Here is an 18407-nt window from a genome sequence, read left to right on the forward strand (position 1 = left end):
TGCGGGGATGAGTGTCGGGGCGAGCGGACCCGCCGCGGTCCAGGGAGCCTTATCGTCCCCGTACGGGACCGGTGCGGTCGAGCCGCCCGGCGCGGACGAGCGGACCGGTATGGATGAGCGGATCGGTACGGGCGACTGGGGGATCCACGCCGACGAGCTGCCCGACGGGCTGGTCGTCGCCGACGAGACCGGCCGGGTGATCTGCTTCAACGCCGCCGCGGCCCGGATCACCGCCGTCCCGTGCGTGGACGCCCTCGGCCACCCGCTGGACCGGGCGCTGCCGCTGGAGGATCTGAAGGGCCGCCGCTGGTGGGCGCTGACCGACCCGTACGGCGGCCTCGCCACCCGGGTCGGCCAGCCCGAGCGCAATCTGCTGCTGCCGGGCGGCCGGGAGGTCCTGGTCTCCGCCCGCTATGTCCGCGCGTACCCGACAGGACCCGTACGCCGGCTGGTCATCTCGCTCCGGGGCACGGAGGCGCGGCGCCGTACCGAACTGAGCCACGCGGAGCTGATCGCGACCGTCGCCCATGAACTGCGCTCCCCGCTCACCTCCGTCAAGGGGTTCACGGCGACGCTGCTCGCCAAGTGGGAGCGGTTCACCGACGACCAGAAGCGGCTGATGCTGGAGACCGTCGACGCCGACGCCAACCGGGTCACCCGGCTGATCGCGGAGCTGCTGGACATCTCCAGGATCGATTCGGGCCGGCTGGAGGTGCGCAGACAGCCGGTGGACATCGGCGCGGCCGTCGGACGCCATGTCCAGTCGCACACGGCCGCGGGCCAGTCGCCCGACCGGTTCCTCGTACGGATACAGCAACCGCTGCCCGATCTGTGGGCGGATCCCGACAAAATCGATCAGGTGCTCGGGAATCTGCTGGAAAACGCGGTGCGTCACGGGGAGGGAACGGTCACCATTGAGGTGGCCGCCGCGACGCTCAGCCACGCGGAGCGGCCGGAAACCGAGACGGAGACAGAGAAGGGAACGGCCGTCACCGTGTGCGACGAGGGTCCCGGCATCCCCGAGGAGTCGATGGGCCGTGTCTTCACCCGCTTCTGGCGGGGGAGCAAGCGCGGCGGGACCGGCCTGGGCCTGTATATCGTCAAGGGCATCGTCGAGGCGCACGGCGGGACGATCACCGTCGGCCGCGGACCCGGCGGCGGTGCCGAGTTCCGATTTATCCTGCCCGTCGGCGCTCCGGCCTACCTGTCCTGAGCGGCCCACGGGCTTCTTCACCTTCGTACGACCTTTAGACTCGACTTTTGGCACCTTCGCGCCTTCGCGCTCCCCAGTGATCGAGCAGGGTCGTTTCGCCAGCCAAACGGAAGTACGGAAGAGATGTCGGCACCCAACAAGTCGTACGACCCAGTCGAGGTCGAGGCACTGAAACCGGAAGAGATCGAGCGGATGCGGGACGAGGCGCTCGCCGCCTTCGCCGCCGCCGGTGATCTCGACGCGCTCGCCCACGCGAAGACCGCGCACACCGGAGGCACCTCGCCGCTCGCCCTCGCCAACCGCGAGATCGGCGCCCTGCCCCCGCAGGCCAAGGCCGAGGCGGGCAAGCGCGTGGGCCAGGCCCGCGGCGCCGTCAGCAAGGCCCTGGCCGCCCGCCAGAGCGAGCTGGAGGCGGAGCGGGACGCCCGGGTGCTGGTCGAGGAGGCGGTGGATGTCACGCTGCCGTACGACCGCACCCCGCCCGGCGCCCGCCATCCGCTGACCGGCTTCATGGAGCGGGTCGCGGATGTCTTCGTGGCCATGGGCTACGAGGTCGCCGAGGGCCCCGAGGCCGAGGCGGAGTGGTTCAACTTCGACGCCCTCAACTTCGTGCCCGACCACCCGGCGCGCCAGATGCAGGACACCTTCTTCGTCCAGGGCCCCAAGGGCACGGAGGGCGACGAGTCGGGTGTGGTGCTCCGTACCCACACCTCGCCGGTCCAGGCGCGCGCCCTGCTCGACCGTGAGCCGCCCGTGTACATCGTCTGCCCGGGGCGGGTCTACCGCACCGACGAGCTGGACGCCACGCACACCCCGGTCTTCCACCAGATCGAGCTGCTCGCCGTCGACGAGGGCCTGACCATGGCCGACCTCAAGGGCACCCTGGACCACATGGTCCAGGCGCTCTTCGGCGCGGACATGAAGACCCGGCTCCGTCCGAACTTCTTCCCCTTCACCGAGCCGTCCGCCGAGATGGACATGGTCTGTTACGTGTGCCGGGGCGCCTCGGTCGGCAACCCCGACCGGCCCTGCCGCACCTGCGGCAGCGAGGGCTGGATCGAGCTGGGCGGCTGCGGCATGGTCAACCCCAAGGTGCTCGTCGCCTGTGGCGTCGACCCCCAGAAGTACAGCGGATTCGCCTTCGGGTTCGGGATCGAACGGATGCTGATGTTCCGCCACAACGTCGAAGACATGCGAGACCTGGTCGAGGGTGACGTCCGGTTCACCCGGCCGTTCGGGATGGAGATCTGATGCGCGTCCCGCTTTCCTGGCTGCGGGAGTACGTCGACCTGCCGGCGACGGAGACCGGCCGTGACGTCCAGGCCAAGCTCGTCGCCGCCGGTCTGGAGGTCGAGACCGTCGAGCAGCTCGGCGCCGGCCTCAAAGGCCCCCTCGTCGTCGGCAAGGTGCTCACGATCGAGGAACTGGAGGGCTTCAAGAAGCCCATCCGCTTCTGCACCGTGGATGTCGGCACGGCCAACGGCACCGGCGAGCCGCAGGAGATCGTCTGCGGCGCGCGGAACTTCTCCGTCGGCGACAAGGTGGTCGTGGTCCTGCCCGGCGCGGTCCTGCCGGGCGACTTCGCGATCGCCGCGCGCAAGACATACGGCAAGACCTCCCTCGGCATGATCTGCTCAGGCGACGAGCTGGGCATGGGCGATGACGGCTCGGGCGGCATCATCGTGCTTCCGCCCGAGCACGAGGCCGGCACCGACGCCATCGCGCTCCTGGAGCTGGTGGACGAGGTCCTGGACATCGCCGTCACGCCCGACCGCGGCTACTGCCTCTCGCTGCGCGGAGTCGCCCGCGAGACCGCCATCGCGTACGGACTGACCCTGCGCGACCCCGCGCTGCTCGATGTGCCCGCGCCGAACTCGTACGGCCACCCGGTGAAGATCGCCGACCCTAGGGGCTGCGACCGCTTCACCGCCCGTACGGTCACCGGTCTCGACCCGGAGGCGCACAGCCCCATCTGGCTGCGCCGCCGGCTCCAGAAGGCCGGGATGCGGCCGATCTCGCTCGCGGTCGACATCACCAACTACGTGATGCTGGAGCTCGGCCAGCCGCTGCACGCGTACGACAGCACCCGGCTGGAGGGCGCGATCGGCGTCCGCCGTGCCCACGCGGGCGAGAAGATCACCACGCTCGACGGTGTCCAGCGGGTACTGGACGCCCAGGACCTGGTCATCACCGACGACCGCGGGCCCATCGGCCTCGCGGGCGTGATGGGCGGCGCGAACACCGAGATCGCCGACACCACGATCCACCCGGAGACCGGCGAGGCCCAGGGCACCACCGAGGTGGTGATCGAGGCCGCGCACTTCGACGCGATCTCCATCGCCCGTACCGCGCGCCGCCACAAGCTGGCCTCCGAGGCGTCCAAGCGCTTCGAGCGCGGGGTCGACCCGCAGGCCGCGGCCGCCGCCGCGCAGCGGACCGTCGACCTGCTGGTGCTGCTCGCAGGCGGCTCCGCCGGGGCCGGGGTCACCGAGGTCGTCGCGCCCTCCGCGCCGCACACCATCGTCATGCCCGCCGACCACCCCGACCGGGTCGCCGGTGTCACGTACGGCCGGGAGATCGTCGTACGGCGGCTCCAGCAGATCGGCTGCGACGTCTACGGCCAGGACGAGCTGGTCGTCACCGTGCCGTCCTGGCGGCCCGACCTCGGCGCGCCCAACGATCTCGCCGAGGAGGTCATCCGTCTTGAGGGATACGAGAACCTCCCCTCGACGCTGCCCACCCCGCCGTCGGGCCGCGGGCTCACCGAGCGCCAGCGGCTGCACCGCCGCGTCGGCCGCGCCCTGGCCGGCGCCGGTTATGTCGAGGCGCTGAACTACCCGTTCCTTGGCGACGCGGCGCTCGACGCACTCGGACTGCCCGCCGACGACGACCGGCGCCGTACGGTCACGCTCGTCAACCCGCTCTCCGACGAGGAGCCCGCGCTGCGCACCACGCTGCTGCCCGGCCTGCTCACGGCGCTGCGGCGCAACGACGGCCGCGGGTCGCACGATCTGGCGCTCTTCGAGACCGGACTCGTCTTCCACCCCACCGGCCACGAGAGCGTGCCCGCCCGGCTGCCCGTCGACCGGCGGCCGACCGACGAGGAGGTGGCGGCGCTCGACGCCGCGCTGCCGCGCCAGCCGCGGCACGCCGCCGTCGTGCTGGCCGGGGCGCGCGAGCAGGCCGGCTGGTGGGGCAAGGGACGCCCGGCCGACTGGGCGGACGCCGTCGAGGCGGCCCGTACCGTCGCCCGGGAGGCCGGTGCCGAACTGACCGTACGGTCCGGTCAGTACGAGCCGTGGCACCCCGGCCGCTGCGCGGCGCTGTTCGCCGTCGTGGACGGCGAGGAGACACTGCTCGGCCACGCCGGAGAGCTGCATCCGCGCGTCGTGAAGGCGCTCGGACTGCCGGAGCGCACCTGCGCCATGGAGATCGATCTCGATCTGCTGGAGCGCGCGGGCACCGGTGTCAGCAAGGCGCCGCGGATTTCCACCTATCCGGTGGCCACGCAGGATGTCGCGCTTGTCGTACCGAGCGAGGTCCCGGCCGCCGAGGTGGAGCGGGCGCTGCGCGAGGGCGCCGGGGAACTCCTTGAGTCCCTGCGGCTGTTCGACGTGTTCGCCGGCGAGCAGATCGGCGAGGGGCACAAGTCCCTTGCCTACGCGCTGCGTTTCCGTGCGGCGGACCGCACACTGACGGTCGACGAGGCGACGGCGGCCCGTGACGCGGCCGTCTCGCTTGCCGCCGAACGGACCGGGGCGGTCCTGCGCGGCGCGTGACCACCCTGCCGTGCGCCGTCGTTGTACTGGCTCTCGGCCCTTGAGGGGCGCATCCGGATCATCGGATGCGCCCCTCACTCATTCGGGTGAGAAGTCCGGGCGTGTCACGTCATGGGGCTTCCGTGATCGACACAATCGGACCGGCCGAGACGGTCGACGTACGCCCCACGGCTTAGCGGCCGGGCGGCCGAGGGAGGCCGACGGATGAACCGGACCAAGGCAACAGAGGACGCGCAGGCGGAAGCGCCGGCCTCCTGGGGCCTTGTCGAATGCGCGATCCCGGGCGGTCTGCTCACAGCGGTGATCACCTGGGAGCTGACCCGCCCGGCGGCGGACCGCGACGACCTGCTCTCGCGCGTCGTGACCTGCGTGGTCTTCCTGCTGGTGGTGGCGTATCTGCTGATCCGCGTACGGCGGCGGGCGGCGCGGGAGCTGCGGGAGGTCAAGGCCGTGGCGCGGGCCGCCCAGGAGGTGCTGATCCGGACTCTGCCGCCCCGGCTGGACGGTCTCGCGCTCTCCGCACGCCAGCTCTCCGCCTCGCGCGGCGCCGATGTCGGCGGCGATCTGTACGAGGCGGTGGCCACGGCCTACGGGGTGCGGGTCGTCATCGGGGATGTGCGCGGCCATGGGCTGCCCGCCATCGGGGCGGTGGCCGCGGTGCTCGGCAGCTTTCGGGAAGCGGCCCACGACGAGGCCGGGCTCGACGGTGTCCTGCGCCGGCTCGACCGGGCCCACCAGCGCCATCTGAGGGAGCTGGCGCGCCAGGAGCCGCCCGCCGCCGCGGGCCAGGAGCCGGACTCCCTGTCGGCGGAGGAGTTCGTCACCGTACTGCTGCTGGAGATCGGGGCCGACGCGGAGGTACGGGCCCTCAACTGCGGCCACCCGTGGCCCTACCGGCTCGGCCGGGGCGCCGCGCGGCTGGCCTCCGGCGAACCGCTGCCGCCGCTGGGGGCATTTCCGCTGCCCGCCGATCTGCTCCCGTACCAGTGCGGTCCGCTGCTGCCGGGCGAGGCGCTGTTCCTGCACACCGACGGGGCCGAGGACGCCCGGGACTCGGCGGGGCGGTTCTTCGCTCTGGAGGAGGCGCTCGCGGAGGCCGCGGCGGACCCGCCGCCGGCACCCGCCGCCGTGGTGCGTCAGGTCCACGCGGCGTTGCTGCGGCACACCGGCGGACGGATCGCCGACGACATGGCGCTGCTCGTGCTGCGCAACGACCGCCCACCGGCGGGCGATTCCTCGCGCGTGCCGGCGCAGCCAGGCGGACCGGGCCTGTGCCGTACGTGGGTTCCCGCGCGGGAACCCACCACTCGCGTGCCCGGCCCGGGATGACCGGGCGACCACCCCCGCCGAGCGACCCCTGTGCCGAGCGACCCCTGTGCCGAGCGACCTCTGTGCCGAACGACCCCTGTCGGAAGGCCCGCTGACCGTTCCGACGGCCGCGGACCGCTCCGACGGCTGCTCCCGGCCGCCCCGGTCCCGTACACACGCCGTCCGCTCCGCCGCGGAGTGTCGGGCAGGTCGGCAGGGCGGACGGCGCGGTTGCGGGCCACCGTACCGACGAGGGGGAGCCGGTGGCCCGGCGCCTCTTTTGCGAGGCGATTCAGTCAACCGGTCCCGAGTTCCACGCGGCAGGGTGCACGGGGCGCGGATTCGGGCATTACGTTCACACCCCGTGCGTTTCCCGTTCCACTACGCTGGTTCGGCCGAGCCACCGGAGGGGCACTCATGCACCCCAATTCTCTGCTCGATTCCCTGCTCGACGAGGCGGGTATCTCCCATGCCGGTCTTGCCGCCAGGGTCAACCAGGCGGGCCGGGCCAGAGGCCTCGCCCTGCGCTACGAACACACCGCCGTCTCACGGTGGCTGAAGGGACAGCGGCCGCGCGGCCAAGTGCCCGACCTGATCTGCGCGGTGCTGAGCGAGCGGCTGCACCGTTCGCTCACGCTGGACGACATCGGGCTCGGGGTGACAGGGGAGGTGCTCGTACCGCACGGCACGCCGCTCTCCGGTTTCGTGGAGCGGGCCACCGCGCTGTGGCGCTCCGACGAACAGCAACGTCCGCACATAGTGGGCGCCCCCACCGTCACCGGCACGCCCGCCGTGATGCCCGTCTGGGAGTGGGAGAACCCTCCCGAGGACGCCGATGTCTCCCGCACCGGCCGTAACAAGGTCGGCCCCGCCGACATCAAACTGCTGCGGTCGGCCAGGGCGCACTACGAGTTGATGTACCGGCGGGCGGGCGGAGTCGCCACCCGCGCCAGGATCGTCCGCTTCCTCAACGCGGAGACCGCCCCGCTGCTGCGCGGCGGGTACAGCGACGCGCTCGGCCGCCAACTGCACCGCGCCACCGGCGGTCTGGTCGCGGTGGCCGGTATCTGCGCCTATGACTCGGACGCCCATGGGCTCGCCCAGCGCTACTTCCACCAGGCGCTGCGGCTGGCCAAGGCGAGCGGGGACCGGGGCCTCGGCGCCTATGTGATCGCGCTGCTGGTCAATCAGTCGCTGCACATGGGGGAGTACCGCCAGGCCGTCGCCTTCGCCGAGGCGGCGCTGCGGACGGCCGGGCGCCAGATCACCCCGGCGCTCGCCGCGGATCTGTACGCGATGCAGGCCAAGTCGTATGCGCATCTCGGCGACGGCACCGGGGCGCTCGGCTGTATCCGGCGTGCGGAGACGGAGGCGGAACGCATCCGGCCGGGCCATGAACCGGACGAGACGGGCTACGTACAGCCGGGCCTGGTGAACGTACAGGTGGCGGAGGCGCTGCTCAGCCTCGGTGATCTGGCCGCCGCACGGGCGCACGCGGCGGCGGCCGTGGACACCCCGGCGCACGATCGAGGCCGGGTGCACCGGCTCGCGATGCTCAGCCATATCGAGTTGCGGCAGGGCGAGGCCGACCGCGCCGCCAGAACAGCGGCCGAAATGGCCGAGCGCGCACGGGGGATGGAGTCCCAGCGTCTGCGAGACCGGTTGCGCGCCGTACGGGAACAGCTGGTGGCCAGCGGATCCACGGACGCCGAGGAGACGGCGGAACTCATCGAAGGCGCGCTGCGCGTTCCTCTGTGAGCCCCTTTATGAGCCCCCCGCACGTTTCCGTTCGCCGAGACTGCTGCTGCGATATTGCCATCAACTTGTCGGAAGGTGGCAGAAACGTGCAGTGGACGAAACTTAGCGAACAGACCGTGTACGAGAACCGGTGGTTCCGGGTCAACCTCGCGGACGTCAAACTCCCTGACGGCCGGCATCTGGACCACTTCCTGATCCGGCTACGCCCCGTTGCCGTGGCGACCGCGGTCAACTCCGCCAACGAGGTGCTGATGCTCTGGCGGCACCGCTTCATCACCGACAGCTGGGGCTGGGAGCTGGCCGCGGGGGTCGTCGAGGACGGCGAGGACATCGAGACCGCGGCGGCCAGGGAGATGGAGGAGGAGACCGGGTGGCGCCCGGGACCGCTCCGGCATCTGCTCACGGTCGAGCCGTCCAACGGTCTGACCGACGCCAGGCACCATCTCTACTGGGCGGAGGACGCCACCTACATCGGCCATCCCGAGGACGACTTCGAATCCTCGCGCCGGGAGTGGATCCCGCTCAAGCTGGTCCCCGACATGATCGCCCGGGGCGAGATCCCGGCCGCCAATATGACGGCCGGGCTGCTGATGCTCCATCACTTGAGGCTCGGCTAGCGCCTGGGGCCGCTATCGGCCCAGGGACTGCCAGACCGCCACCGCGAGCGCTCCGAGCGAGCAGAGCGCCGCCACGGCGGGCAGCGGCCACCTGGCGTGCTCCAGGGCCGCGACGCGCGCGGCCAGATCGGTCACATCCTTGTCGGTCTGGTCGTTGCGCTGGGCCAGTAACGCGAGCCTGCCGTCGGTCCTGGCGAGACCGACGTCGAGGCTGCGCCGTAACTCGGCGCACTCTTCGCCGACCACGGAATGGTCAGAGGGGGTGGTCACGAATCCGCTCCTGTTCGGGAAGTCGTACAAACGGTTCTCCGCCCGGCCCCGGTGATGCCGGGACCAAGCGGAACCGAGTCAACTCCCCTTGCGCCCGGGGCAGCAGGGTGTGTGGATGGCATATGCGAGCACCCTTCGCACACGGTGTGCGAATTTCGCGACTCTCCGTAACCCCTACGTGTAGGAGTAGAAGCCCGCGCCCGTCTTACGGCCCAGCCTGCCCGCGTCCACCATGCGCTGGAGCAGCGGGGACGCCGCGTACAGCGGCTCCTTGAACTCCGCGTACATCGAGTCGGCGACCGACGCCACGGTGTCCAGACCGATCAGATCCGAGAGCTTGAGCGGGCCCATCGGATGCGCACAGCCGAGCTCCATCCCGTTGTCGATGTCCTCGCGGCTCGCGATGCCCGACTCGAACATCCGGATCGCGGCGAGCAGATACGGAATCAGCAGCGCGTTCACCACGAATCCCGAGCGGTCCTGGGCGCGGATCGCGTGCTTGCCCAGCACCCCCTGGACCATGGCCTCGGCCCGCTTGACCGTCTCGTCGGAGGTCGTGAGCGCGGGGATCAGCTCCACCAGCTTCTGCACCGGCGCCGGGTTGAAGAAGTGGATCCCGATCACCTGGTCGGGACGTGAGGTCGCGACGGCCAGCTTGACCAGCGGAATGGAGGAGGTGTTGGAGGCCAGGATCGCGTCGGGACGTGTCACGACCTGATCGAGCACCTGGAAGATCTCGGTCTTGACCTGCTCGTTCTCGACGACGGCCTCGATGACGAGATCGCGGTCGGCGAACTCCCCGAGGTCCGTGGTGAAGCTGAGCCTGCCGAGTGCCTCGTCCCGCTCCGTCTCGGTGATCTTGCCGCGTTCGGCGGCCTTCGAGAGGGAGTTGTGCAGCCGGGTACGGCCGATCTCCAGGGCCTCGCCGGTGGTCTCGGCGACCTTGACCTCCAGGCCGCTGCGCGCGGCGACCTCCGCGATGCCTGCGCCCATCTGGCCGCAGCCCACCACTCCGACGCGGGTGATATCGGTGAGGGTGTCGGTCACATCGTGCCTTTCGCTGGTCCGTGTCCCGGCAGGTCCCCCGTGTGATTCCGGCGCCCGCCTCGGGACAGGACGTTACTCCGCCAGGGTGTGTGGACGGGGTGCCGGGGCGGGCATGCTGAGCCCGTACGGCGGGTGGGGTTTCGGTGACCCGGCCGCGCGGACCTGACAAGGGGACGGCGCATGGGGCGGATCGGCAGAAGAGGGTTCGTGGTGGCGGCGACAGGGGTGGTGACCTCGCTGGTCGCCGCCGGGGACGTGGCGGCCGTCGCCGCGTCCGTGCCGCGGCGGCACGCTCCGCGCCGGGAGCTGCGCGGGATGTGGATCGCGACCGTCGTCAACCGCGACTGGCCCTCCGCGCCCGGGCTCACCGCCGACCGGCAGAAGGCCGAGCTGATCCGGCATCTGGACACGGCGGTCGCCCGCGGGCTGAACACCGTCGTCTTTCAGGTACGGCCCACGGCGGACGCGCTCTGGCCCTCGCGGTACGAGCCCTGGTCGCAGTACCTCACCGGCACCCAGGGCAAGGACCCCGGCTGGGATCCGCTGGGTACGGCGGTACGGGAGGCACACGCGCGCGGACTTGAGCTGCACGCCTGGTTCAACCCGTACCGCGTCGCCAACCACACCGACCCCTCGCGACTCATCGCGACCCATCCGGCCCGGGTCCATCCGGAGTGGGTGCTGCCGTACGGCGGGAAGCTCTACTACAACCCCGGCCTGCCCGAGGTCAGGAGATTCGTCCAGGACGCGATGCTGGACGCGGTCGGGCGCTACGACATCGACGCCGTGCACTGGGACGACTACTTCTATCCGTATCCGGTCGCCGGACACGTCTTCGAGGACGACGCGGAGTTCGAGCGCTATGGCGCGGGCTTCCCTGACAAGGCGGCCTGGCGGCGGGACAACACCGACCGGCTGGTGCGGGAGACCGCCGAGCGGATCAAGAAGATCAAGAAGCGGGTGCGGTTCGGGATCAGCCCGTTCGGGGTGTGGCGCAACGCGGCCACGGATCCGCTCGGCTCCGACACCCGGGCCGGGGTGCAGACGTACGACGATCTGCACGCCGACACCCGCGCGTGGGTCAAGAAGGGCTGGATCGACTACATCGTCCCGCAGCTGTACTGGAACATCGGTTTCCCCGCCGCCGACTACGCGAAGCTGCTGAGCTGGTGGGACGGCGTCGTACGGGGGACCGGCGTCGATCTGTACATCGGTGAGGCCCTCTACAAGGCGGGCGATCCGGCCCAGCCCGCCGCCTGGCAGGATCCGGCGGAGCTGTCCCGTCATCTGACCCTCGCCAAGGAGTACGCGGGGGCGCGGGGGCACTGCTTCTTCTCCGCGAAGGAGGTCGGCGCGGATCCGATCGGGGCGATGACGAGGGTGGTGGCCGACCACTACGGGAAGCGCGCGCGGATGAGCTGAGCGACGGCCTCCCGGGCCGGCCCGCCCTGGTCGCCGTCGCTGTTGCTGTTGGTGCCGCTGTCGATGGCGATGCCGCGGTCAGGTGCCGGTCCGCTGGGTGACCGCGATACAGACGAGCACCGCGACAGCCGCGACCGGCGCGGCGGGTGTGAGGTGCTCGCCGAGCAGCAGTACGGACCAGACCAGGGTGAGAACCGGCTGGGCGAGCTGGAGCTGGCTCGCCCTGGCGATCCCGATCGACGCCATGCCCCGGTACCAGACGTAGAGGCCGAAGAACGTCGAGCCCGCGGCGACCCAGGCGAGTCCGATCACGCCGTGGGCTGTCAGCCGGGCCGGTTCGAAGGACAGCGCCACCGCCGCGCCCGCCACCGCGAGCGGCAGACAGCCGATCAGCGCCCAGCCCACCACCTGCCAGCCGGGCATCATCCCGGCCAGCCTGCCGCCCTCCGTATAGCCCGCCGCGCACACCAGCAGGGCGCCGAAGAGATACAGATCCCCGGCGGAGAGGGCCCCGCCGCTCTGCCACACCGCGAACGCGATCACCACGGCCGCACCGGAGAGCGCGGCCAGCCAGAAGGCCCTGGAGGGGCGCCTGCCCGTACGGACGGCGGCGAACGCGGCCGTGGTGAGCGGCAGCAGCCCGACCACCACGGCGGCGTGCGAGGTGGTGGAGGTCTCCAGCGCGAGCGTTGTCAGCAGCGGGAAACCCACCACGACCCCGCCGCCGACGACCGCGAGCCCGCCCCAGTGCCGGCGCTCGGGGACCGGGACGCGGAGGGCCAGCAGGAAACCGCCCGCGATGAGCGCGGCGAGCGCGCTGCGTACGGCGACGAGGGACCAGGGGCCGAAACTCTCCAGGCCCCACACCGTGGACGGGAAGGTGAGCGAGAAGGCGACGACGCCCAGCGCGGCGAGGAGCGTGCCGCCGCGCGTACTGTTCGTGCTCGCGGTGCGGCGGCCGTTGACCTGAGTGTCGGTGTGGCCGCTGACCGCTATCGAGTTGGGTGGAGTAGCGCTATCCTGTGCTGTCATGTATGAGCGTAGCAGCGTGGCGGAACTGGCGAACTCGCTGAGACAGGAACTGAACCGCTACTCACCGGGTGGAAAGCTGCCGTCCAGCAGAACGCTGGTCGAGCGTTACCGCGTCTCTCCGGTGACCGTCTCCCGCGCCCTCGCCAGACTCGCCGCCGAAGGGCTGGTCGTCACCCGCCCCGGCGCCGGGGCCTTCCGGGCACCCGGCAGGACGGCCACCACGCCGCCGGGCGACACCTCCTGGCAGGAGGTCGCCCTCAGCGCCGACGCCGCCACCGAACTCGTACCGCGCTCGGTCGACGCCACCGGAGTGCTGGTCACGCTCGCCGCCCCACCGGCCGGGGTCATCGAGTTCAACGGTGGCTATCTGCACCCCTCGCTCCAGCCGGAGCGGGCGATGGCGGCGGCGCTGGCGCGGGCGGGCCGACGGCCCGGTGCCTGGGGCAGACCGCCCACCGATGGACTGCCCGAGCTGCGCGACTGGTTCGCACGAGGCATCGGGGACACCTGGACGGCCGCCGAAGTGCTGGTCACGGCAGGCGGCCAGAGCGCGCTGACCACCGCGCTGCGCGCGCTCGCCCCGCCCGGTGCACCGGTCCTGGTCGAATCGCCCACCTACCCGGGGATGCTCGCGATCGCCCGCGCCGCCGGGCTGCGCCCCGTACCGGTCCCGGTGGACCCCGACGGCGTACGGCCCGAACTGCTCGCCGCCGCCTTCCGGGCCAGCGGCGCCCGGGTCTTCGTCTGCCAGCCGCTCTTCCAGAACCCCACCGGAGCCGTGCTCTCCCCGGCCCGCAGACCCGAAGTGCTGCGGATCGCCCGGGAGGCCGGGGCGTTCGTCGTGGAGGACGACTTCGTACGGCGGCTGGTGCACGAGGACGCGGGCCCGCTGCCGGGACCGCTCGCCGCCGACGACCCCGACGGCGTCGTCGTCCATGTCTGCTCGCTCACCAAGGCGACCTCGCCGAGCCTGCGGGTCGGTGTACTGGCCGCCCGGGGCCCGGTCCTCGAACGGCTGCGCGCCATCCATGTCGTCGACACCTTCTTCGTGCCGCGCCCGCTCCAGGAAGCCGCCCTGGAACTGGTCGGCTCCGCCGCCTGGAACCGCCATCTGCGCTCCGTCTCCACCGCGCTGAAGACCCGCAGGGACACCCTGACCACCGCGCTGCGCACCGAACTGCCCGAGCCCGCCCTCCCGCACATTCCGTCCGGCGGCTACCACCTCTGGCTCCGGCTCCCTGACGGTACCGACGAACAGACCATCGTCCCGGCCGCCCTGCGCGCGGGCGTCGCGGTCGCCCCGGGCCGCCCGTATTTCAGCGCCGAACCGCCCGCCGCTCATCTGCGGCTGAGCTTCGCCGCGGTGGCGGGGCCCGCGGAGATCACCGAGGGGGTACGACGGCTCCGTACGGCCTGGCACGAAGCGCTCGGCTGACCCCGCACCCGGACGGCCGCCCGGGACATGCCGGCGGACAACCGGAATCGTTTCCTCCCCGCCATCGGCCGTCCCTTGACCGGTCCGGCTTTCGGCTCCACGATCTCGGCCATGAGTGTTCGGGTCACCTTGGTCGCCGCCGCGCGCAGCTCGGACCTGCTCGACGAGCGCTTCGACGACGACCGTCCCCCCGACCGGGCCGGCTGGTACGAGATGCAGCGCGTCGCCCACGCCCTTGTCCCGCTCTCCGCCGCCGACCTCCGCTACTGCTCACCGACGCCGCGCAGCCGTGGCACCGGCGACGCCCTCGGCTACGCGCCGCTCGCCCAACCCGCCCTGCGCGACTGCGACATGGGCCGCTGGCGCGGCTTCACCCTCGCCGAGGTGATGGCCCGCGAACCGGCCGCCGTCGACGCCTGGGTCGCCGACCCGCGCTCCGCCCCGCACGGCGGCGAGACGCTCCTGGCCTTCATCTCCCGGATAGGGGGCTGGCTGGACACCCGGCCCGTCCAGGACATCACCGCGATCGTGGCGGTCGCCGAACCGGCCGTCGTACGGGCGGCGCTGGTGTACGCGCTCAAGGCGCCGCCGCGGACGTACTGGTACGTGGATGTCCAGCCGCTGTCGACCGTCACCCTGACGGGCCTCCCGGGCCGGTGGAGTCTGCGGCTGGACGGCGGAGTCTGAGTGGTCCGGCCGGACACGCCCTACGATGCGCGGCGGTGCCCCGGGGCCAGGACCGGTGGGGACGCGGCATCGTCGGGCGGCGCCGGGAAGTCGGCGATGGCGAGGTCGAGGTCGTCCCGGCAGTCCGCCCGTCCGCACTCGCAGGCGAAGGCATGGACGCTCGTCCGCGCGTCCCCCGGGGACCACGGGCGCGCGAAGAACGCCTCGTACTGGGCGACCGCGGCCCGGTTGGCGTACCGCAGCAGTCGCGCGCGCTCCCCGGCCGTCCCCGCCACCGGGCCCGCGCCCAGGGCCTCCGCGAAGATCTTCTCGACCGCCTCCACGGTCTCCTCGACCTCGCTGTCCCCGTCGATCACCAGCCTCCGGGCGCCGTACCGCTCCACCTCGGCCTCGATCTCGCCGACGAGCGAGCGGTAGAGCGTGAGCGGCCCGGCCGGGAGTCCGCGTTCCCGCAGCCGGGCCCGCTGGACCCCGGCCGACGGCTGGAGCCACACGGACGAGGCCGGACCCCCGGGGACCGTCGCGACGACCGCCGGGGTGATCGGGGTGCCCTCGGCGATGATCAGCGGGGCCGGCGGGAGAGCGTGGAGATCGTCGACGATCATGCGCCCGCGCTCATGGTGCAGGGACATCGCGATCAGCTCCGCCTCGGGCACGGACCAGCGCTCCGCGCGGGGCAGCGCCTCGAACCTGATCGCCGCCGGGTGCCCGGCGGCGATGGCTCGGTCGCGATGCTCCCAGGTGTGGGCGTCGGCGTTGTACCAGCGCAGTCCGTGCCGCCGGGCGATCAGCCGCGCCACGGTCGTCTTGCCCGCCGCCGGCGGCCCGCCGATCCAGAGCACATGCGGCAGCGGTGGCCGTGGTGCGTGAGACGACGGGGTCGGGCTCATTCCGGCGTACCGACCGCCGAGTCGACCGCCGTACCCAGCGTCTCCAGGATCTGCTGCCCGTACTTCGCGAGCTTGTTCTCACCCACCCCGGTGACCGTGCCCAGCTCCGCCAGCGTCGACGGCGCCAGCGTCGCGATCTCGCGCAGCGTCGCGTCATGGAAGATGACATACGCCGGTACGCCCTGCTCCTTCGCCGACGCCGCCCGCCAGGCGCGCAGCGTCTCGAACACCGGCACGGCCTCCGCCGGCAGATCGACCGGTACGGAACGCTGCTTGGACGACCTCTCCGCACGTGCCGGCCTGGCGGCCTTCTCGGGCTCGCGGCGCAGTACGACCGGGCGCCGGCCGCCCAGGACCTCACCGCTCTCGTCGGTGAGGACGAGCGTCCCGTAGTCGCCCTCGACGGCGATCAGACCCTGGGCCAGCAGCTGCCGTGCCACGCTCCGCCACTCGGCCTCGCGCAGCTCCGTACCGATACCGAAGACGCTCAGCGCGTCATGGTCGAACTGGATGACCTTGGCCGTCTTCCTGCCCAGCAGGATGTCGGTGATCTGCCCCGCGCCGAACTTCTGGTTGCGCTCGCGCTTCAGCCTGACCACGGTCGACAGCAGCTTCTGCGCGGGGACCGTGCCGTCCCAGGACTCCGCGGGCGTCAGACACGTATCGCAGTTGCCGCACGCCGTGCTGGACTGCCCGAAATACGCGAGCAGTTGGACGCGTCGGCATTCGACGGTCTCGCACAGCGCGAGCATGGCGTCGACATGGGCGCTCAGCCGCCGCCGGTGCGCGTCGTCACCCTCGGAGGTGTCGATCATCTTGCGCTGCTGTACGACGTCCTGGAGTCCGTACGCCAGCCAGGCCGTGGACGGCAGCCCGTCACGTCCGGCGCGTCCGGTCTCCTGGTAGTAGCCCTCGACGGACTTCGGCAGATCGAGATGGGCCACGAACCGTACGTCCGGCTTGTCGATGCCCATGCCGAACGCGATCGTCGCGACCATCACCATCCCGTCCTCCCGTAGGAAGCGCGCCTGGTTCTCGGCGCGCGTACGGGTGTCGAGCCCCGCGTGATACGGCAGCGCGTCGACGCCGTTCTTCACCAGGAACTCCGCGGTCTTCTCCACCGACGCCCGGGAGAGGCAGTACACGATGCCCGCGTCGCCGGGGTGCTCGGCGCGCAGCAGCTGGAGCAGCTGCCGCTTCGGGTCGTTCTTCGGCGCGATGCGGTACTGGATGTTGGGCCGGTCGAAGCTGGCCACGAAGTGCCGCGCGTCCTGGAGGCCGAGCCGGGACGCGATCTCCGCGTGCGTGGCCTCGGTGGCGGTCGCGGTCAGCGCGATACGTGGCACATCGGGCCAGCGCTCGTGCAGCGAGGAGAGAGCGAGATAGTCGGGGCGGAAGTCGTGTCCCCACTGGGCGACGCAGTGCGCCTCGTCGATGGCGAACAGCGAGATCGTGCCGCGCTCCAGCAGCCGTACGGTCGACTCGACGCGCAGCCGTTCCGGCGCCAGATAGAGCAGATCCAGCTCCCCGGCGAGGAACTCGGCCTCGACCAGGCGCCGTTCGTCGAGATCCTGGGTGGAGTTGAGGAATCCCGCCCGTACGCCGAGCGCCCTCAGGGCGTCGACCTGGTCCTGCATGAGCGCGATGAGCGGCGATACGACGACCCCGACGCCCTTACGCACCAGGGAAGGGATCTGGTAGCAGAGCGACTTGCCGCCACCGGTGGGCATGAGCACGAGCGCGTCGCCACCGGCGACCACATGCTCGATGATCTCCCGCTGGCTCCCTCGGAAGGAGTCGTATCCGAAGACGCGGCGCAGGACCTCAAGAGACTCGCTCGTCTCGGGGTTCGTCTCAGGACCCTCCGTCTCAGGACCCGTCTCAGGACCTGCTTCAGGGCGCGTTTCGGGAGGGGGGCCGGATTCGGGGGAGCTCATCCGCCGATTCTACGAGGGTCCACCGACATCGATCCGGCCGATCGTGATCTTCCCCTGTAGGACATGGTCTGACCTGCATCGCCTCTAGCGTCGGAGACCCGGCACGGAGGAAACCTCCGGGCACGAAGCGATACAGGAGCGAACGATGAGCCATGTCACCCGCAACCAGCCGGCCGGCACCCCCACCTGGACCGACCTCGACGTGCCCGACGTCGGGCGCGCGAAGGAGTTCTACGGTGCGCTGTTCGGCTGGGAGTTCGAGCCGGGTGAGAACGTCTACACGCTCTGCCGGCTGCGCGGCCGGGCGGTGGCCGGCTTCCGGCACGTCCCCGTGTCCGATTCCTCCGCCGCGGCGGACCCCGGCCTGTGGTGCGTGTACTTCGCGACCGACGACTCCGAGGCCACCGCGAAGCGGATCGCCGACGCGGGCGGCGCCCTGACGCGGGGCCCGGTGGAGATCGCGGACCAGGGCCTGCTGTCGCTCGCCACCGACCCGTCCGGCGCCCGGTTCGGCCTCTGGGAAGGGCGCGCGCTCGTCGGCTGCGAGACCGTGAACGAGCCGGGCAGCCTGCTCCGCAACGACCTGACCAGCCCGGACCCCGGACCGGCGCGGACGTTCTACCCGGCGGTCTTCGACTTCACCCTGGACGGCAACGACGATCTCCCCGGCGCCGACTTCACCTTCCTGCGCCGGCCGGACGGCCATGAGATCGGCGGCATCATGGGGGTCCCGGAGGCGCCGTCCGCCGCGTGGCAGACCCTGTTCGAGGTCGCGGACACGGACGCCGCGGTGGAGCGGGCCGTGGCGGCGGGCGGCACGGCGGAGACCCCCTCGGACACGATCTACGCGCGGATGGCGAAGATCACCGACCCCTTCGGCAACGTCTTCGAGGTGGGTGCCCGGCTCGTGAACACGCCGTAGACGAGTAAGTCCGAAGTCCCGTCGGCTGCCCTGTCCTGACGCGTCCCGCCCGGATCGCGTCCCGCCCGGCCCGCGACGCGAGCCGGGCGG

15 protein-coding genes are annotated in these 18407 nt (G+C 71.7%); 10 read left to right on the forward strand and 5 right to left on the reverse strand.

Translation table 11 applies throughout. The features are described from left to right. Positions 1-109 precede the first annotated feature (109 nt). The 6 genes from AB0M67_RS10890 to AB0M67_RS10915 all read left to right on the forward strand — a co-directional run bounded on the left by AB0M67_RS10890 (position 110) and on the right by AB0M67_RS10915 (position 8675). Complete coding sequence (locus AB0M67_RS10890) at positions 110-1213, forward strand: ATP-binding protein (protein ID WP_365745168.1); 1104 nt, start codon at positions 110-112, stop codon at positions 1211-1213. Positions 1214-1336: 123 nt separating this feature from the next. Next, the gene (pheS, locus tag AB0M67_RS10895) at positions 1337-2464 is read left to right on the forward strand and encodes a phenylalanine--tRNA ligase subunit alpha (RefSeq protein WP_365744801.1); all 1128 of its coding nucleotides are present in this window, start codon (positions 1337-1339) and stop codon (positions 2462-2464) included. Continuing rightward, positions 2464-4992 carry a phenylalanine--tRNA ligase subunit beta gene (gene pheT, locus AB0M67_RS10900; RefSeq protein ID WP_365744802.1) on the forward strand — a complete coding sequence of 843 codons (2529 nt, stop codon included), beginning with the start codon at positions 2464-2466 and terminating at the stop codon, positions 4990-4992. The genes pheS and pheT overlap by 1 nt, the downstream gene beginning before the upstream one ends. A gap of 204 nt (positions 4993-5196) precedes the next feature. Next, positions 5197-6321: a PP2C family protein-serine/threonine phosphatase gene (locus AB0M67_RS10905; RefSeq protein WP_365744804.1), complete on the forward strand. Its 1125-nt coding sequence runs from the start codon at positions 5197-5199 to the stop codon at positions 6319-6321. Between the two features lie 396 nt (positions 6322-6717). After that, positions 6718-8058: a transcriptional regulator gene (locus AB0M67_RS10910; protein WP_365744806.1), complete on the forward strand. Its 1341-nt coding sequence runs from the start codon at positions 6718-6720 to the stop codon at positions 8056-8058. 86 nt (positions 8059-8144) lie between these two features. After that, positions 8145-8675, forward strand: a complete 531-nt coding sequence (locus AB0M67_RS10915; RefSeq protein ID WP_249951113.1) for an NUDIX hydrolase — start codon at positions 8145-8147, stop codon at positions 8673-8675. Positions 8676-8687: 12 nt separating this feature from the next. Here AB0M67_RS10915 and AB0M67_RS10920 read toward each other — a convergent pair whose 3' ends face one another. Together AB0M67_RS10920 and AB0M67_RS10925 are read right to left on the reverse strand one after the other, a co-directional pair. Beyond that, positions 8688-8945: a hypothetical protein gene (locus tag AB0M67_RS10920; RefSeq protein ID WP_365744808.1), complete on the reverse strand. Its 258-nt coding sequence runs from the start codon at positions 8943-8945 to the stop codon at positions 8688-8690. 174 nt (positions 8946-9119) lie between these two features. After that, complete coding sequence (locus AB0M67_RS10925) at positions 9120-9992, reverse strand: 3-hydroxybutyryl-CoA dehydrogenase (protein ID WP_365744810.1); 873 nt, start codon at positions 9990-9992, stop codon at positions 9120-9122. Positions 9993-10172: 180 nt separating this feature from the next. On the opposite strand from AB0M67_RS10925, the gene AB0M67_RS10930 reads away from it, so the two are divergent. Further along, positions 10173-11414 (forward strand): family 10 glycosylhydrolase, encoded by a 1242-nt coding sequence (locus AB0M67_RS10930; protein WP_365744812.1) that lies wholly within the window; start codon positions 10173-10175, stop codon positions 11412-11414. Between the two features lie 78 nt (positions 11415-11492). On the opposite strand, the gene AB0M67_RS10935 is transcribed toward AB0M67_RS10930, so the two are convergent. Further along, positions 11493-12446, reverse strand: coding sequence for a DMT family transporter (locus AB0M67_RS10935; protein ID WP_365744814.1), 954 nt, complete (start codon positions 12444-12446; stop codon positions 11493-11495). Here AB0M67_RS10935 and AB0M67_RS10940 point away from each other — a divergent pair. Both AB0M67_RS10940 and AB0M67_RS10945 read left to right on the forward strand, forming a co-directional pair. Beyond that, positions 12445-13881 (forward strand): PLP-dependent aminotransferase family protein, encoded by a 1437-nt coding sequence (locus AB0M67_RS10940; protein WP_365744816.1) that lies wholly within the window; start codon positions 12445-12447, stop codon positions 13879-13881. The two genes, AB0M67_RS10935 and AB0M67_RS10940, sit on opposite strands and share 2 nt — an antisense overlap. Before the next feature lie 111 nt (positions 13882-13992). Further along, on the forward strand, positions 13993-14568 hold the full coding sequence (locus AB0M67_RS10945; RefSeq protein WP_365744818.1) for a histidine phosphatase family protein: 576 nt from the start codon (positions 13993-13995) through the stop codon (positions 14566-14568). A 20-nt stretch (positions 14569-14588) separates the two neighbouring features. Here the strand turns inward: AB0M67_RS10945 and AB0M67_RS10950 are convergent, their stop codons facing one another. Both AB0M67_RS10950 and recQ read right to left on the reverse strand, forming a co-directional pair. Continuing rightward, on the reverse strand, positions 14589-15458 hold the full coding sequence (locus AB0M67_RS10950) for a hypothetical protein (RefSeq protein ID WP_365744820.1): 870 nt from the start codon (positions 15456-15458) through the stop codon (positions 14589-14591). Next, positions 15455-17395 carry a DNA helicase RecQ gene (recQ, locus tag AB0M67_RS10955; protein ID WP_365744822.1) on the reverse strand — a complete coding sequence of 647 codons (1941 nt, stop codon included), beginning with the start codon at positions 17393-17395 and terminating at the stop codon, positions 15455-15457. The genes AB0M67_RS10950 and recQ overlap by 4 nt, the downstream gene beginning before the upstream one ends. A gap of 145 nt (positions 17396-17540) precedes the next feature. Between recQ and AB0M67_RS10960 the strand changes: the two genes are divergently transcribed. Continuing rightward, positions 17541-18317, forward strand: a complete 777-nt coding sequence (locus AB0M67_RS10960; RefSeq protein ID WP_365744824.1) for a VOC family protein — start codon at positions 17541-17543, stop codon at positions 18315-18317. Positions 18318-18407 lie beyond the last annotated feature (90 nt).

The organism is Streptomyces sp. NPDC051662 (assembly GCF_040681655.1).
Taxonomy (GTDB): domain Bacteria; phylum Actinomycetota; class Actinomycetes; order Streptomycetales; family Streptomycetaceae; genus Streptomyces.

Bases quoted from the DNA above. Each gene is read 5' to 3' on its own strand.
- AB0M67_RS10890 (WP_365745168.1), top strand. From the start codon at position 110: ATGGATGAGCGGATCGGTACGGGCGACTGGGGGATCCACGCCGACGAG.
- pheS (WP_365744801.1), top strand. From the start codon at position 1,337: ATGTCGGCACCCAACAAGTCGTACGACCCAGTCGAGGTCGAGGCACTG.
- pheT (WP_365744802.1), top strand. From the start codon at position 2,464: ATGCGCGTCCCGCTTTCCTGGCTGCGGGAGTACGTCGACCTGCCGGCG.
- AB0M67_RS10905 (WP_365744804.1), top strand. From the start codon at position 5,197: ATGAACCGGACCAAGGCAACAGAGGACGCGCAGGCGGAAGCGCCGGCC.
- AB0M67_RS10910 (WP_365744806.1), top strand. From the start codon at position 6,718: ATGCACCCCAATTCTCTGCTCGATTCCCTGCTCGACGAGGCGGGTATC.
- AB0M67_RS10930 (WP_365744812.1), top strand. From the start codon at position 10,173: ATGGGGCGGATCGGCAGAAGAGGGTTCGTGGTGGCGGCGACAGGGGTG.
- AB0M67_RS10940 (WP_365744816.1), top strand. From the start codon at position 12,445: ATGTATGAGCGTAGCAGCGTGGCGGAACTGGCGAACTCGCTGAGACAG.
- AB0M67_RS10935 (WP_365744814.1), bottom strand. From the start codon at position 12,446: ATGACAGCACAGGATAGCGCTACTCCACCCAACTCGATAGCGGTCAGC.
- AB0M67_RS10945 (WP_365744818.1), top strand. From the start codon at position 13,993: ATGAGTGTTCGGGTCACCTTGGTCGCCGCCGCGCGCAGCTCGGACCTG.
- AB0M67_RS10950 (WP_365744820.1), bottom strand. From the start codon at position 15,458: ATGAGCCCGACCCCGTCGTCTCACGCACCACGGCCACCGCTGCCGCAT.
- recQ (WP_365744822.1), bottom strand. From the start codon at position 17,395: ATGAGCTCCCCCGAATCCGGCCCCCCTCCCGAAACGCGCCCTGAAGCA.
- AB0M67_RS10960 (WP_365744824.1), top strand. From the start codon at position 17,541: ATGAGCCATGTCACCCGCAACCAGCCGGCCGGCACCCCCACCTGGACC.